At 67.7% G+C, this 14,452-nt stretch carries 13 protein-coding genes; 10 read left to right on the top strand and 3 right to left on the bottom strand.

Features of this window, described 5'->3' with window-relative positions:
- Positions 1–65: 65 nt before the first annotated feature.
- From LRS09_RS22395 to dprA, 4 genes are read left to right on the top strand one after another with little or no spacing between them, the layout of a single operon-like run.
- Positions 66–1,028, top strand: a complete 963-nt coding sequence (locus tag LRS09_RS22395) for an aspartate carbamoyltransferase catalytic subunit (protein WP_257809167.1) — start codon at positions 66–68, stop codon at positions 1,026–1,028.
- Complete coding sequence (locus tag LRS09_RS22390; RefSeq protein WP_257809166.1) at positions 1,025–2,320, top strand: dihydroorotase; 1,296 nt, start codon at positions 1,025–1,027, stop codon at positions 2,318–2,320. The genes LRS09_RS22395 and LRS09_RS22390 overlap by 4 nt, the downstream gene beginning before the upstream one ends.
- Entirely contained in the window at positions 2,320–2,937 is a 618-nt protein-coding gene (plsY, locus tag LRS09_RS22385; protein ID WP_257809165.1) for a glycerol-3-phosphate 1-O-acyltransferase PlsY, read from the top strand. Before LRS09_RS22390 ends, plsY begins: the two co-directional genes overlap by 1 nt.
- On the top strand, positions 2,934–4,055 hold the full coding sequence (gene dprA / locus LRS09_RS22380) for a DNA-processing protein DprA (protein ID WP_257809164.1): 1,122 nt from the start codon (positions 2,934–2,936) through the stop codon (positions 4,053–4,055). The genes plsY and dprA overlap by 4 nt, the downstream gene beginning before the upstream one ends.
- Here dprA and LRS09_RS22375 read toward each other — a convergent pair.
- Positions 4,044–4,247, bottom strand: a complete 204-nt coding sequence (locus LRS09_RS22375; RefSeq protein WP_257809163.1) for a hypothetical protein — start codon at positions 4,245–4,247, stop codon at positions 4,044–4,046. The two genes, dprA and LRS09_RS22375, sit on opposite strands and share 12 nt — an antisense overlap.
- Before the next feature lie 288 nt (positions 4,248–4,535).
- On the opposite strand from LRS09_RS22375, the gene topA reads away from it, so the two are divergent.
- The 6 genes from topA (at position 4,536) to rpmG (ending at position 12,184) form a co-directional block, all read left to right on the top strand.
- The gene (gene topA / locus LRS09_RS22370) at positions 4,536–7,166 is read left to right on the top strand and encodes a type I DNA topoisomerase (RefSeq protein ID WP_257809161.1); all 2,631 of its coding nucleotides are present in this window, start codon (positions 4,536–4,538) and stop codon (positions 7,164–7,166) included.
- Positions 7,167–9,488 (top strand): ribonuclease R, encoded by a 2,322-nt coding sequence (gene rnr, locus LRS09_RS22365; protein ID WP_374684872.1) that lies wholly within the window; start codon positions 7,167–7,169, stop codon positions 9,486–9,488. It abuts the gene before it with no gap.
- Positions 9,488–9,922: a DUF983 domain-containing protein gene (locus LRS09_RS22360; protein ID WP_257809160.1), complete on the top strand. Its 435-nt coding sequence runs from the start codon at positions 9,488–9,490 to the stop codon at positions 9,920–9,922. The genes rnr and LRS09_RS22360 overlap by 1 nt, the downstream gene beginning before the upstream one ends.
- Positions 9,923–9,948: 26 nt before the next feature.
- Positions 9,949–10,692: an NUDIX hydrolase gene (locus tag LRS09_RS22355; protein ID WP_257809159.1), complete on the top strand. Its 744-nt coding sequence runs from the start codon at positions 9,949–9,951 to the stop codon at positions 10,690–10,692.
- A 24-nt stretch (positions 10,693–10,716) separates the two neighbouring features.
- Positions 10,717–11,910, top strand: coding sequence for an MFS transporter (locus tag LRS09_RS22350; protein WP_257809158.1), 1,194 nt, complete (start codon positions 10,717–10,719; stop codon positions 11,908–11,910).
- Between the two features lie 106 nt (positions 11,911–12,016).
- Complete coding sequence (gene rpmG / locus LRS09_RS22345; RefSeq protein ID WP_006201775.1) at positions 12,017–12,184, top strand: 50S ribosomal protein L33; 168 nt, start codon at positions 12,017–12,019, stop codon at positions 12,182–12,184.
- A gap of 395 nt (positions 12,185–12,579) precedes the next feature.
- Here the strand turns inward: rpmG and LRS09_RS22340 are convergent, their stop codons facing one another.
- Positions 12,580–13,953: a PleD family two-component system response regulator gene (locus LRS09_RS22340; RefSeq protein ID WP_257809099.1), complete on the bottom strand. Its 1,374-nt coding sequence runs from the start codon at positions 13,951–13,953 to the stop codon at positions 12,580–12,582.
- Positions 13,954–13,984: 31 nt separating this feature from the next.
- Positions 13,985–14,341: a response regulator gene (locus tag LRS09_RS22335; protein WP_308240364.1), complete on the bottom strand. Its 357-nt coding sequence runs from the start codon at positions 14,339–14,341 to the stop codon at positions 13,985–13,987.
- Positions 14,342–14,452: the final 111 nt, after the last annotated feature.

Raw genomic sequence — 14,452 nt, 5'->3', positions numbered from 1 at the left:
TGCCGTGGGAAAACGCCGCGCCGCTTGCGGCAGCCGTTCCCCGCTTCTATAGCACCAGCCTTGAGATGACAGACGCTCAAGCCCTCCCGCTCTACCCGCACCGACACCTTCTCGGCATCCAGGGGCTTTCTCCTCCCGACATTGAACTTCTCCTCGACCGGGCCGACGCGGCGGTGGCGCTGTCGCGCCAGCCGGAGAAGAAATCGAGCCGCCTGCGTGGGCGCACCCAGATCAACCTCTTCTACGAGGCCTCGACCCGCACGCAGTCCTCCTTCGAACTCGCCGGCAAGCGGCTCGGCGCCGACGTCATGAACATGTCGGTCGCCAGTTCCTCGGTGAAAAAGGGCGAGACCCTCATCGACACGGCGATGACGCTGAACGCGATGCGGCCCGACATCCTCATCATCCGCCACTCCTCCGCGGGCGCCGCGGCCCTTCTGGCGCAGAAGGTCGCCTGCTCCGTGGTCAATGCCGGCGACGGCGCCCACGAGCACCCGACCCAGGCGCTGCTCGATGCGCTCACCATCCGCCGCGCGAAGGGTCCGCTGCACAAGCTGACGGTCGCGATCTGCGGCGACATCCTGCATTCGCGCGTCGCCCGCTCGAACATCCTGCTCCTCAATGCGCTGGGCGCCCGCGTCCGCGCCGTCGCGCCCTCGACGCTGCTGCCCTCCGGCATCGCGAACATGGGCGTGGACGTGTTCCGCACCATGGCGGAGGGCCTGAAGGACGTCGACGTCGTGATGATGCTGCGCCTGCAGCGCGAGCGCATGGAGGGCGCCTTCGTGCCGTCGGTGCGCGAATACTTCCGCTATTTCGGCCTCGACGCCGAGAAGCTGAAGGCGGCGAAGGACGACGCGCTGGTCATGCATCCCGGCCCGATGAACCGCGGCGTCGAAATCGCGTCGGAGATCGCCGACGGCCCGCAGAGCGTGATCCAGGAGCAGGTCGAGATGGGCGTCGCCGTCCGCATGGCGGTGATGGAAGCCCTCCTCGACCCGCGCCGCAACGAGGGGCGCGACGCATGAGCCCGACGCTTTTCATCAATGCAAGGGTGGTCGACCCCGCGCGAGGCCTCGACGAGCAGGGCTCCGTGCTCGTGGCGGAGGGAAGGATCGTCGCCGCCGGCGCTTCCGTGAGGAACCAGGGCGCGCCGGGCGGCGCTGCCGTCATCGACTGCCGGGGCGCTGCGATCCTGCCCGGCCTCGTCGACAGCCGCGTGTTCATCGGCGAACCGGGCGGCGAGCATCGCGAGACCATCGCCTCGGCGAGCATCGCGGCTGCCGCCGGCGGCGTCACCTCGATGGTGATGATGCCGGACACCGATCCCGTCATCGACAATGTCGCGTTGGTGGAGTTCGTCCAGCGCACCGCGCGCGACACGGCCAAGGTGCGCGTCCATCCCGCCGCCTCGATCACCAAGGGCTTCCACGGCTCCGAAATGACCGAATTCGGCCTGTTGCGCGAGGCCGGCGCTGTTGGCTTCACCGAGGGCCGCCACACCATCTCCAACGCGCTGATCATGCGCCGGGCGCTCAGCTATGCGCGCGACTTCGGCGTCACCATCGCGCATGAAACCCAGGACCGCGACCTCGGCGGCGGCGTCATGAACGAGGGCCTCTATGCCAGCTGGCTCGGCCTATCGGGCATTCCGCGCGAGGCCGAGGCGATCCCGCTCGAACGCGACCTGCTGCTCGCGCGGCTCACCGGCGGCGCCTACCACGCCGCCAAGATCTCGACCGCCATGTCCGCCGCCGCGATCGCGCGCGCCAAGAACGACGGCGCGAATGTCACCGCGGGCGTGGCGATCCACAACCTGTCGCTCAACGAGAACGACATCGGCGAATATCGCACCTTCTTCCGGCTCGCGCCGCCGCTCAGGGCGGAGGAGGACCGCTTGGCGATGATCGAGGCGCTGCGCGACGGGACCATCGACCTCGTCTCCTCCTCGCACGACCCGCAGGACGTCGACACCAAGCGGCTTCCCTTCGCGGATGCGGCCGCCGGCGCGATCGGGCTGGAGACGCTGCTCGCCGTCACGCTGCGCCTCTACCACAATGGCGATCTTCCGCTGCTGCGCATCGCAGAAATACTGTCACGCAATCCTGCGAAAGTGTTCGGGCTGTCGGGGGGAGGCCTTGCGCCCGGCATGCCGGCCGACCTGATCGTGGTCGATCTCGACGCGCCGTGGGTGGTGCGCGAGGCCGACATCCTGTCGCGCTCCAAGAACTCCTGCTTCGAGGGCGCGCGGCTGCAAGGCCAGGTCTTGCAAACGATGGTGGCGGGACGCACAGTGCACCGGGCGTTGGAGGGAGCCTGATGTCTGACCAGATCGACTGGGCCGGGAACCTGCCGCTGTATGCGGCGGTCATCATCTTCGGCTATCTCCTCGGCTCCATCCCGTTCGGCCTGATCATCACGCGCATCGCCGGACTGGGCGACGTGCGGCGCATCGGCTCCGGCAATATCGGCGCGACCAACGTGCTGCGCACCGGCAACAAGAAGCTCGCGGCGCTCACCCTCCTCCTCGACGCACTCAAGGGCACGGTCGCCGTGCTCGTCGCCGCTACCTGGGGACCGGCCTTCGGCATCGCCGCCGGCTTCGCCGCGTTCCTCGGCCATCTCTTCCCGGTCTGGCTCGGCTTTAAGGGCGGCAAGGGCGTGGCGACCTATCTCGGCGTGCTTCTCGCGCTTGCCTGGAAGGCGGCGCTGGTCTTCGCCATCGTCTGGCTCGCCATCGCCTATCTCACGCGCTACTCGTCGCTCGCCGCGCTGCTCGCGGCCGTCGCCGTTCCGCTCTCTCTCTTCTTTTGGTTCGGCCCGGCCAGCGTGGCGTGGCTGTTCACGGTCATGAGCGTCATCGTCTTCTTCAAGCATCACGCCAACATTCGTCGCCTCCTCGACGGCAACGAGACGCGCATCGGGGCGAGCGGGTGACGACAGGCCGCGCCGGCCCTTCCTTCAGCGACCGCCAGCGTCTCGCCTGGCTCCGCCTCATCCGCACCGACAATATCGGTCCCGCCACCTTCCGCGACCTGATCAACCGTTTCGGCTCTGCCGAGACGGCGATCGAGATGCTGCCGGAACTTACCCGCCTGGGCGGCGGCAGCCGGCTGCTGCGCGTTCCCTCGGTCGCCGAGGCGGAAGCGGAAATGGTGCTGGCGGCAAAGGCCGGCGCGCGCTTCGTCGCCATCGGCGAGACCGACTACCCGCCGATCCTGCGGCGGGTCGAGAACCCGCCTCCCCTGATCGCCGTCAGGGGCAACGCCAACGTCTTCGTGCTGCCGCCGGTCGCGATCGTCGGCGCCCGCAACGCCTCGCTCGCCGGCATCCGCATGGCGCGCATGCTCGCCGCCGATCTCGGCCGCGAGGGTTTCGCCATTGTCTCGGGGCTCGCCCGCGGCATCGACACGGCCGCGCATGAGGGCAGCCTGGCGACAGGCGGCATCGCGGTGCTCGCCGGCGGCCTCGACCGGCCCTATCCTCCCGAGAACGCGGATCTGATGCAGGCGCTGGCGGCCAATGGCGCGGCGGTGTCCGAAATGCCGTTCGGCTGGGAGCCGAGGGCGCGCGACTTCCCCCGCCGCAACCGCATCATCGCCGGGCTGTCGCTCGGGCTGGTCGTCGTCGAGGCGGCGTTCAGGTCCGGCTCGCTGATCAGCGCCCGGATGGCCGGAGAGCTCGGCCGGCTCGTCTTCGCCGTGCCGGGATCGCCGCTCGACCCGCGCGCCGCCGGCACCAACGGCCTGCTCAAGGACGGCGCGACGCTGGTGACGGAGGCCCGCGACGTCATCGAGGCGATCTCGCCGCTGATCGGCCGCCCGCTCGGCGAGGCGGAGACGTTCGAGGAGCCGCCGGACTTCACCGCCACGCCGCCCCCCGGCGACATGGACAGGGAGCGGGTGATAGAGGCGCTCGGGCCGGTGCCGACCGGCGTGGACGAGATCATCCGCCACACCGGCCTTCATCCGGCGCAGGTGTTCATGATCCTGCTCGAGCTCGATCTCGCCGGACGGCTCGAACGCCATCCCGGCGGACAGGTCTCACTGATCTGACGCGCCGGGCCGGGCACGACCGCCCTTTCGCCGGACGCTGTCGCGCGCGAGTGCGTCCGACGCCTCCACCGAGGCCATCTCGATCAGGTAGGCAAGCATGTCGAGCCGCTGGCGCCGCGCGATGCCGGAAAGCTCCGTCAGCATCGAGCGCATATAGTCGAGCGTATCGCGCAGCGTCTCCGGGCCCGCCATGTCATGCGCGGACGGAGACGGCCGCGCCCGAGTGTCTGGCGGCGGGTCCGTGGGACTGGCTGTCATTCGCGTTCACCAATGCAACCTAAGATAAAATATATCCCTATATAACACTTAAAATTGCATATGTCGACGCATCCGAAGACGCATCGCGGGGCGTCGGGCATACCGCCAAAATCAGCCGGCCACTTGACCGCGACCGAAAGCACGGCCATTTGACGGGCGCAATCGTCAAGGATCGCGGCGCGGAATTCCTCTTCCCCGCGATCGGAAAGTGCCGGACATCGGATGGACGTCGTCGTCGTCGAATCGCCCGCAAAGGCGAAGACAATCAACAAATATCTGGGCAAGAACTACAAGGTTCTGGCCTCGTTCGGGCATGTCCGCGACCTGCCTCCCAAGGACGGCTCGGTCCGTCCCGAGGAGGATTTCGCCATGTCCTGGGCGGTCGATTCGGCCTCGTCCAAGCGTCTGGCCGACATCGCCAGCGCGGTGAAGGGCGCCGACGGGCTGATCCTCGCGACCGACCCGGATCGCGAGGGCGAGGCGATTTCCTGGCACGTGCTGGAGGTGCTGCGCAACAAGCGCGTGCTCAAGGACAAGCACGTCAGCCGCGTCGTCTTCAACGCGATCACCAAGCAGTCCGTGCTCGACGCGATGGCCAAGCCGCGCGACATCGATGCGCCGCTGGTCGAGGCCTATCTCGCCCGCCGGGCGCTCGACTATCTCGTCGGCTTCACCCTGTCGCCCGTGCTCTGGCGCAAGCTGCCGGGCGCCCGCTCGGCCGGACGCGTCCAGTCGGTGGCGCTTAGGCTGGTCTGCGACCGCGAGCTGGAGATCGAGCGCTTCGTCCGCGAAGAATACTGGAACATCGCCGCACTCCTCGCCACGCCGCGCAAGGACACGTTCGAGGCGCGGCTGACCGGCTTCGAGGGCAAGCGCCTCCAGAAGCTGGACATCAAGACCGCGGAACAGGCCAACGGCATCAAGACGATGCTCGAAGGCGCGACCTTCAATGCCGTCTCGGTCGAGGCGAAGCCCGCCAAGCGCAATCCCGGCCCGCCCTTCACCACCTCGACGCTGCAGCAGGCGGCCTCGTCGCGCTACGGCTTCTCGGCCTCGCGCACGATGCAGATCGCCCAGAAGCTCTATGAAGGCCTCGACGTCGGCGGCGAGACGGTCGGCCTCATCACTTATATGCGAACCGACGGCGTGCAGATGGCGCCGGAGGCGATCTCGGCCGCCCGCGCCGCGATCGGCAAGGAGTTTGGCGACAGCTACCTGCCGGAAAAGCCGCGCTTCTATTCCGCCAAGGCGAAGAACGCGCAGGAAGCGCACGAGGCCATCCGCCCGACAGACTTCTTCCGCACCCCGGCCTCCGTCCGCGCCCATCTCGATTCCGATCAGTTCCGCCTCTACGAGATGATCTGGAAGCGCGCGATCGCCTCGCAGATGCAGCCGGCCGAGATCGAGCGCACGACGGTCGAGATCGAGGCGAAGAATGGCGCACAGACCGCGCAGCTTCGCGCCGTCGGCTCCGTCACCCGCTTCGACGGCTTCCTCGCCGCCTATGTCGATCCAAAGGACGACGATTCTGAAGATGAGGAGAGCAAGCGCCTGCCGGAGATCCGCGCCGGCGAAAACCTCGCCCGCGAGAAGATCACCGCCGATCAGCACACAACCGAGCCGCCGCCGCGCTATTCGGAAGCGTCCCTCATCAAGAAGCTGGAAGAGCTCGGCATCGGCCGTCCCTCGACCTACGCCGCGACGCTGAAGACGCTGGAAGACCGCGAATACGTCGTCGTCGACAAGCGCCGGCTGACGCCGCATTCGAAGGGCCGCATCGTCACCGCCTTCCTCGAAAGCTTCTTCGAGAAATATGTCGAATACGACTTCACGGCGGACCTCGAGGAGAAGCTCGACGAGATCTCCGACGGCAAGCTCGCCTGGAAGGACGTGCTGCGCGATTTCTGGGCCGACTTCTCCGCTGCCGTGGACGGCATCAAGGAGTTGCGCGTCACCGACGTGCTCGATGCGCTCAACGAGCAGCTCGCGCCGCTGGTTTTCCCCGCCCGCGAGGACGGTTCCGATCCGCGCATCTGCCCGCGCTGCGGCACCGGCAACCTGTCGCTCAAGCTCGGCAAATACGGCGCCTTCGTCGGCTGCTCCAACTATCCCGAGTGCGGCTACACCCGCCAGCTCGGCGAGGCCGTGAACGGCAATGGCGAGCCGGTCTCGGGCGAGAGCGGCGACAAGGTTCTGGGCCGCGATCCCTACACGGATGAGGAAATCGTCCTGAAGAACGGCCGCTTCGGCCCCTATGTCCAGCGCGGCGAGGGCAAGGAGGCCAAGCGCTCCAGCCTGCCCAAGGGCTGGACGGTCGAAACGATGGACCACGAGAAGGCGCTGGCGCTGCTCTCGCTGCCGCGCGACATCGGCCAGCATCCCGAGACCGGCAAGATGATCTCCGCCGGCCTCGGCCGCTATGGACCGTTCCTCCTGCACGACGGCGTCTACGCCAATCTCGAATCGATCGAGGACGTCTTCTCCGTCGGCATCAACCGCGCGGTCGCGGTGCTTGCCGAGAAGGCCGCCAAGGGACCGGGACGGCGCGGCGGCACGCCGGCGGCGCTGAAGGATCTCGGCGAGCATCCCGACGGCGGCGGCAGCGTCACCGTGCGCGACGGCAAATACGGCGCCTATGTCAACTTCGGCAAGGTCAACGCGACCATCCCGAAGGGCAAGGACCCGGCCTCCGTCACGATGGAAGAGGCCCTGGCGCTGATCGCGGCGCGCGAGGCGGCCGGCGGCGGCAAGTCGAAATCGACGGCCCGCAAATCCCCGGCCAAGGCGGCCGCGAAGTCTGCGGCCCCCAAAAAGGCCGCGGCGAAGCCGGCCAAGAAGAAGGCGGCGAAATAGTTGGCCCGGCGCCTGCCCGGATCCGGAAAGGCCGGCAAGCGCCGCGGCGGGCAGGATTCGGCCTCGGCGGAGGTCGGCGAAGACGGCTTCCCGACCCGTCAGGCCCTGCTCGACTACATCCAGTCCAACCCCGACCTGGCCTCGAAGCGCGACATCGCCAAGGCCTTCGGCCTGAAGGGTGAAGGCCGCATCTGGCTGAAGCAGACGCTCGCCGAGCTCGCCAGCGAAGGCCTGCTCGACGTCGAACGCAAATCCTATTCCAGGCCCGGCGCCCTGCCCCCGGTCGTGGCGCTCGAAATCTTCGGCCGCGACCGCGAGGGCGGTCTGCTCGCCCGCCCGGTCGAGCAGCCGGAAGACGCCGATCCCGTCCTCGTCTCGATCCGCAGCCCGCGGGGCGCGAGGGCGCCGACGGCCGGCGTCGGCGACCGCGTTCTGGCCAAGGTTTTTCCCGCGAAGGAGCGGCCGGGTCCTGCCTATACCGGCCGCGTCATCCGCCTGATCGACCACCGCAAGGACCTCGCGCTCGGCGTCCTGCGCAAGCTCGCCGACGGGTCCTTCCGCCTCGAACCGGTCGAGCGCCGCCAGCCCGAACTCATGATCGACGCCGACGCGCTCGGCGACGCCAAGCCGGGCGACCTGGTCGAGGCCGAGCAGGTCTCCTCCGGCCGCTACGGCCTGCCGCGCGGCAAGGTCGTCGCCGTGCTCGGCTCGCTCGACAGCGAGAAGGCGGTCTCGATGATCGCCATCCACGCCCACGACATCCCGCACGTCTTCCCGCCGCAGGTGCTGGCCGAGGCCGACGCGATGAAGCCGGCCGGCATGGAGCACCGCGAGGACTGGCGCCGACTGCCGCTCGTCACCATCGACCCGGCCGACGCCAAGGACCACGACGATGCCGTCCACGCCGAGCCCGACACCGACCCGGCCAACACCGGCGGCGTCATCGCCACCGTCGCCATCGCCGACGTCGCGACCTATATCCGCGCCGGCTCGCCGCTCGACCGCGAGGCGTTGAAGCGCGGCAACTCGGTCTATTTCCCCGACCGCGTCGTGCCGATGCTGCCCGAGCGCATCTCCAACGACCTGTGCTCGCTGCGCGAGGGCGAGGACCGCCCGGCGCTCGCCGTGCGCATGACCTTTGCCGCCGACGGACGGAAAATCCGTCACAGCTTCCATCGCGTCATGATGAAGTCCGCGGCAAAACTCGCCTATCCGCAGGCGCAGGCGGCGATCGACGGCAGGCCGGATGACAAGACCGGCCCGCTGCTCGACACGGTGCTTCGCCCGCTCTGGGACGCCTATGCGGTGCTCAAGCGCGGCCGCGAGTCGCGCCATCCGCTCGAACTCGACCTGCCGGAGCGAAAAATCCTCCTCAAGCCAGACGGCACGGTCGACCGTGTGACGGTCCCGGAACGCCTCGATGCGCACAAGCTGATCGAGGAGTTCATGATCCAGGCCAATGTCGCGGCCGCGGAGACGCTGGAAAACAAGCGCCAGGCGCTGATCTACCGCATCCACGACGCGCCTTCTCTCGCCAAGCAGGAGGCGCTGCGCGAGTTCCTGCGCACGCTGTCGATCAGCCTCGCGCGGGGCGCGCAGCTTCGGCCGGCCCAGTTCAACGGCATCCTGGCCCAGGTGCGTGACACCGAGCACGAAAGCCTCGTCAACGAGGTGGTGCTGCGCTCGCAGAGCCAGGCGGTCTACTCGCCCGACAATATCGGCCATTTCGGCCTCAACTTGCGCCGCTACGCCCACTTCACCTCGCCGATCCGCCGCTATGCGGACCTGATCGTGCACCGGGCGCTGATCGGTTCGCTCGGCCTCGGCGCCGGCGGACTGACGCGCGACGAGGAAGCGCGGCTGGAAGAGATTTCGGCGCTCATCTCGGCGTCGGAACGGCGCGCCATGGCGGCGGAGCGCGACACGGTCGACCGGCTGATCGCCGCGCATCTGTCGGGGCGCAAGGGCGAGACCTTCGAAGGACGCATAACGGGTGTGACCAAGTCCGGACTTTTTGTCCAGTTGCCCACTTACGGCGCGGACGGCTTCGTGCCGGTGTCAACGCTGCATGACGATTACTATATCTATGACGAAACCGCCCACACCCTGTTCGGCGACCGCAGTGGGCGCGGCTACCGCCTTGGCGACGCCGTCGAGGTCAAGCTGGTCGAAGTGGCGCCGCTGGCAGGCTCGATGCGCTTCGAGATGCTGAGCGATCCGGTCGCATTGCAGGGCATGCGGCAGTCGTTCCACAAGGCGCGTGGCCGGCGCACGGCGCGCGCGGGCGGCAACCGGCTGGGTGGCCGGTCGAGGAGAAGATGATGGAAACGGTCCAATTCGGCAGCGAGGCACATAGCGGCCGGCCCGCGCGCGACCTGAAGCAGGCGATGATGCGCGGCTTCATGGGGCGCTGCCCGCATTGCGGCGAGGGCAAGCTGTTCCAGGGCTACGCCAAGACGGTCGACGACTGCGCGGTGTGCGGCGAGCATATCGGCCACCACCGCGCCGACGACCTGCCCGCCTATCTGGTCATCTTCATCGTCGGCCACATCGTCGTCGGCGCCTTCATGGGCGTCGAGGCCGCGGTCGAGCTTTCGACCTGGACCCATCTCGCCATCTGGGCGCCGATCACCGTTTTGGGCTCGATCGCCCTGCTGCAGCCGGTCAAGGGCGCCGTCGTGGGACTGCAATGGGCGCTCTATATGCACGGCTTCGGCGGCGCCGAGGACGAGATCGAGACCCATCCGGAAGCATGAGCGGGACAATGTCGGGAGGAGGCACCATGGAAGGCATGACGCGGGCGCAGGTCGACAACGCCGAGTCCAAGGATTTCGCGCTGGGCGGCAAGCCGATGCGCCCGCGCGACGCGGCCACGCTGATGCTCATCGACCGCAGCGGCGGCGAGTTCCGCGTCCTGATGGGCCGCCGCTCGCGCAAGCACGCCTTCATGCCCGGCCGCCTGGTCTTCCCCGGCGGGCGCACCGATCCCTCCGACAGCCGTGTCGCGGTCGCCGACACGCTGCATCCGGCCGTCGAGGCCAAGCTGGTGGTCAAGGGCAAGCGCTCGATCTCGTCGGCGCGGGCGCGTGCGATCGCCCTTTCGGCGCTGCGCGAGACCTATGAGGAGGCCGGGCTGCTGATCGGCCGCAGCGGCGGCTACAAGACGAAGCGCGAGGGCTGGCACGGCTTCGCCGAGAACGGCGTCCAGCCGACGCTCTCCAACCTGCGCATGATCGCCCGCGCCATCACTCCGCCCGGCCGCGTGCGCCGCTTCGACACGCGCTTCATCGCCGCGTGGCGCGACGACGTCGCGGTGGAACTGCCTGGCGGCGGTCCGACGGAGGAACTCGAAGAACTCGTCTGGCTGCCCATCGGCAATGCCGTGTCGGAGGAAATACCGATGATCACGCGGACGGTCCTGGGCGATCTGGCGAATCGGCTCGCCGAAGACCCGTCCCTCGACGCGGACCATCCGGTTCCGTTCTACTACATGCGGCACCAGCGGTTCCTGCGCGACCTGATCTGATCCGCCAACAGTCCGATCAACACAATGCATGCGCCGTCCAATCCCGATGGGGAGGAACACCTGCCGCTTCGGCTGCTGTCGCTCGCGGCCGCGATCGGCTCGATCAGCGTCGTCGGCATCGCGATCGGGCTCGGCGTTCCCCTGCTCAGTGTCGTGCTCGAACAGCGCGGCCATTCCGCGTCGATGATCGGGCTCAACACGGCCGCGGCCGGCCTCGCCTCCATCGCGGCGGCGCCGATCGCGACGCCGCTCGGCGCCCGCTTCGGCGTCGTGCCGATGCTCGCAGTCAGCATGTTCGTCGGCGCGCTGTCGTTCATGGGCTTCCACTACGCGACCGAGTTCTGGATGTGGTTTCCGCTGCGCGCGGTGCTGCACATCGCGCTGACGATCGTGTTCATCCTGTCGGAATACTGGATCAACGTCTCGGCCCCGCCGCGCCGGCGCGGCATGGTCCTCGGCATCTATGCGACCATGCTGTCGCTCGGCTTCGCGCTCGGTCCGTGGATCTTCGCCCAGATCGGCAGCCAGGGGGTGCGTCCCTTCGCGGTTGCCTTCGGCCTCGTGCTGGCCGGCATGCTGCCGGTTCTGATCGCATGGCGGCAGAGCCCGCGGATCCCGCGCGGCGGCAGCGGCGACGGCAACCGCTTCCTGCGCTACATCTGGCTGGTGCCGACCGCGACGGCGGCGGTGTTCGTCTTCGGCGCGGTCGAGACCGGCGGCTTCGCCCTCTTCCCGCTCTATGCGTCGAAGATCGGCTACCCGGAGGCCGACGCGGCGCTGCTTCTGTCGATGATCGGACTGGGCAACGTGCTGTTCCAGGTGCCGCTCGGCATGCTCAGCGACCGGATCGGCGACCGCCGCCGTGTCCTGGTCGCCTGCGCAGTGGCGGGGCTCGCCGGCATGGCGCTGATGCCGCTCGTCGCGCAGAACTGGACGCTGATGGCGGCCCTGCTGCTGGTGTGGGGCGGTGCGGTCGCAGCACTCTACACGGTCGGTCTCGCGCACCTCGGCTCGCAACTGCACGGGCGGGACCTCGCCTCGGCCAACGCCGCCTTCGTCTTCTGCTACGGCATCGGCATGCTCGCCGGCCCGCAGATGATCGGTCTCGGCCTCGACGCTTTCGGTCCGCCCGGCTTCGGCTGGACGATCGGCGCTTTCTTCGCGGCCTACCTGCTGCTGATCGCCGTTCGGATGATGCGCAGCCCTTCCCGCTCTTGACTTTCCGCGGCCAATCCGTATGTGTCCGGCTCAGTTTTCCGCGGCCGGGCTCGACGCTTGGCGCTTGCGCGCGAAGTGACCCACACGAGAATTACGGACAAGACCCATGGCAAAAGCCGCCAACATCAAGATCAAGCTCCTCTCGACCGCCGACACCGGCTTCTTCTACGTGACGAGCAAGAACAGCCGCACCAAGACCGACAAGCTCTCGTTCCGGAAGTACGATCCGGTCGCGAAGAAGCACGTCGAGTTCAAGGAAACCAAGATCAAGTAAGGCAGAAATGCCGTCTCGCAGATCCGACGCCGCCTCCGGGCGGCGTTTTCTTTTGCGCACGCAATCCCTTGCAGGCGCATTTGAATCTGATGGAGAAAGATAAAGGGGGCCGGCCGACTCTCTGGCAGCGGTACGAGGAATCCACTATGCGCCAGCGTCGACCGGCCAACCCCACGTAACCCAGGAGATGCGGCGGACCTGAGCATCATGGGGTATATCTGGACGGACGCCGAATGTCCCTCGTCGCTGTGCCGTCCCACCCAGCGAAACAATCGCGCAAGATCGCTTGAAAATCAATACTTTCTTAAGGTTTGAGAGCGAATCACCCGAAACAGGGTAAATGCCGCCCGCGATTGCCTTGCCCCGGGGCAGCCGGCAAACGTTCTCTTCCGCGATCAGGCGGCCTTGGCGACCACGCGGTTGCGGCCGGTGTTCTTGGCCTCGTAGAGGGCCGCATCCGCGCGGCCGATCAGTGTGTTGACGCTGTCCTTGCCCGGGATCATCGACGCCACGCCGATGCTGACGGTCACCTGCACCGCCTGTGTTCCGCCGCCGATCGCGAACGGCTGGCTTTCGATCTCGTGGCGGATGCGCTCGGCCACGTTCTCCGCCACCTCCTGGTCGGTGTCCGGCATGACGACGACGAACTCCTCGCCGCCGAAGCGGCAGGCGAGGTCGATGCCCCTGACGTTCTTGCGCAGCCGCCGCGCGAAGTCGCGCAGCACCTCGTCGCCGGCGGCGTGGCCGTGCGTATCGTTGATCGGCTTGAACCGGTCGATGTCGCTGATCAGCAGCGACAGCGGCCTGCCGCGCGAGCCGGCGCGCTCGAACAGCGTCGCCAGGTGGCTGTCGAGATAGCGCCGGTTGTGCAGGCCGGTGAGAGCGTCGGTCACCGCCATCTCGATCGTCTGGGCGACGCTGGAGCGCAGTTCCTCATTATAGCGCTTGCGTCGGATCTGGGTGCGAAGCCGTGCCGTCAGTTCGAGCTCGTCGACCGGGCGCGTCACGTAATCGTTCACGCCGAGATCGAGGCCGCGCATCACCAGATTGTCCTCGCCGGACTCGGCCACCAGCACGATCGGCAGGAAGCGGGTGCGGTCGAGCGAGCGCAGCTGCGAGCACAGCCGCAGCGGGTCGAACCCGGCGAGACCCGTCGTGACCAGCACGGCCTCGTAGCGGCCTTCCGCCGCCTGGAAGAGCGCCTTCTGCGGATCGGGAACCACGTCGACATCCGCGAACGGCCGCAGCATGTCGGTCATTCGCTCCTGCGAGGAGGCGCGCTGGTCTACGAGCAGCAGCCGCGCCCGCGCCTCCCCCATCGGGTCCTTCCGGCCGAGAAGTTCCTCGATGCCGATGTTGCGTGTGGTGGAGGCACGCAGCCTCAATTCGTCGCTCAGCATCTTCAGGCGCACGAGGCTGCGCACCCGCGTCAGAAGCTGCAGGTCGTTGACCGGCTTGGTCAGGAAATCGTCCGCGCCGACTTCGAGCCCGAGGATGCGATCCGACGGGTGGTCGAGTGCGGTCACCATGACGATCGGGATGTGCGAGGTGTTCCGGTCCGATTTCAGGCGGCGGCAGACCTCGAACCCGTCCATCTCGGGCATCATCACGTCGAGCAGCACGACGTCGACCTTGCCGTTCTCGCAGATCTCGATGGCCTCCGGGCCGCTGAAGGCGGACAGGACCTCGAAATACTCGGCCAGCAGCCGCGCCTCGAGGAGCTTCACATTGGCCGGCACGTCGTCGACGACGAGGATACGGGCGGTCATCGGCCGGAAGCTCCAGGAGAACGGACGACCATCAGGCGTCCCCGAGATAGGACTTGATGGTCTCGATGAATTTCGGGACCGAGATCGGCTTGGAGATGTAGGCCTCGCAGCCGCCCTGGCGGATGCGCTCCTCGTCGCCCTTCATCGCGAAGGCCGTCACCGCGATCACGGGGATCGAATGGAGTTCGTCGTCCTGCTTGAGCCACTTCGTCACTTCGAGGCCGGAGACCTCGGGCAGCTGGATGTCCATCAGGATCAGGTCGGGACGATGGGTGCGGGCGAGATCGAGCGCCTCCAGGCCGTTGCGCGTGCGAACGGTCTCGTAGCCTGTCGCCTCGATCAGGTCGCGGAAGAGCTTCATGTTGAGCTCGTTGTCCTCGACGATCATCACCTTCTTTGGCATCGCGCTATCGTCCCTCTCGACCGTGGCCGTGATCCTGAACCCCGGTCTGCGCGCCCCGCCAGCGACGCGACTTTCCGGAGCACACCATATGGTGAT

Origin of the sequence: Mesorhizobium sp. J428, from assembly GCF_024699925.1 — a bacterium.
Lineage (GTDB): Bacteria > Pseudomonadota > Alphaproteobacteria > Rhizobiales > Rhizobiaceae > Mesorhizobium_A.
The sequence above is the reverse complement of the archived record's forward strand: the minus strand, read 5'-3'. Positions and strand labels throughout refer to the sequence as shown.

Excerpts from the sequence above, each read along its gene's own strand:
- LRS09_RS22340 (WP_257809099.1), bottom strand. The coding sequence starts at position 13,953 with ATGACCGCCCGTATCCTCGTCGTCGACGACGTGCCGGCCAATGTGAAG.
- LRS09_RS22395 (WP_257809167.1), top strand. The coding sequence starts at position 66 with ATGACAGACGCTCAAGCCCTCCCGCTCTACCCGCACCGACACCTTCTC.
- LRS09_RS22360 (WP_257809160.1), top strand. The coding sequence starts at position 9,488 with ATGGAAACGGTCCAATTCGGCAGCGAGGCACATAGCGGCCGGCCCGCG.
- rpmG (WP_006201775.1), top strand. The coding sequence starts at position 12,017 with ATGGCAAAAGCCGCCAACATCAAGATCAAGCTCCTCTCGACCGCCGAC.
- LRS09_RS22355 (WP_257809159.1), top strand. The coding sequence starts at position 9,949 with ATGGAAGGCATGACGCGGGCGCAGGTCGACAACGCCGAGTCCAAGGAT.
- LRS09_RS22350 (WP_257809158.1), top strand. The coding sequence starts at position 10,717 with ATGCATGCGCCGTCCAATCCCGATGGGGAGGAACACCTGCCGCTTCGG.
- LRS09_RS22390 (WP_257809166.1), top strand. The coding sequence starts at position 1,025 with ATGAGCCCGACGCTTTTCATCAATGCAAGGGTGGTCGACCCCGCGCGA.
- plsY (WP_257809165.1), top strand. The coding sequence starts at position 2,320 with ATGTCTGACCAGATCGACTGGGCCGGGAACCTGCCGCTGTATGCGGCG.
- LRS09_RS22335 (WP_308240364.1), bottom strand. The coding sequence starts at position 14,341 with ATGATCGTCGAGGACAACGAGCTCAACATGAAGCTCTTCCGCGACCTG.
- topA (WP_257809161.1), top strand. The coding sequence starts at position 4,536 with ATGGACGTCGTCGTCGTCGAATCGCCCGCAAAGGCGAAGACAATCAAC.
- LRS09_RS22375 (WP_257809163.1), bottom strand. The coding sequence starts at position 4,247 with ATGGCGGGCCCGGAGACGCTGCGCGATACGCTCGACTATATGCGCTCG.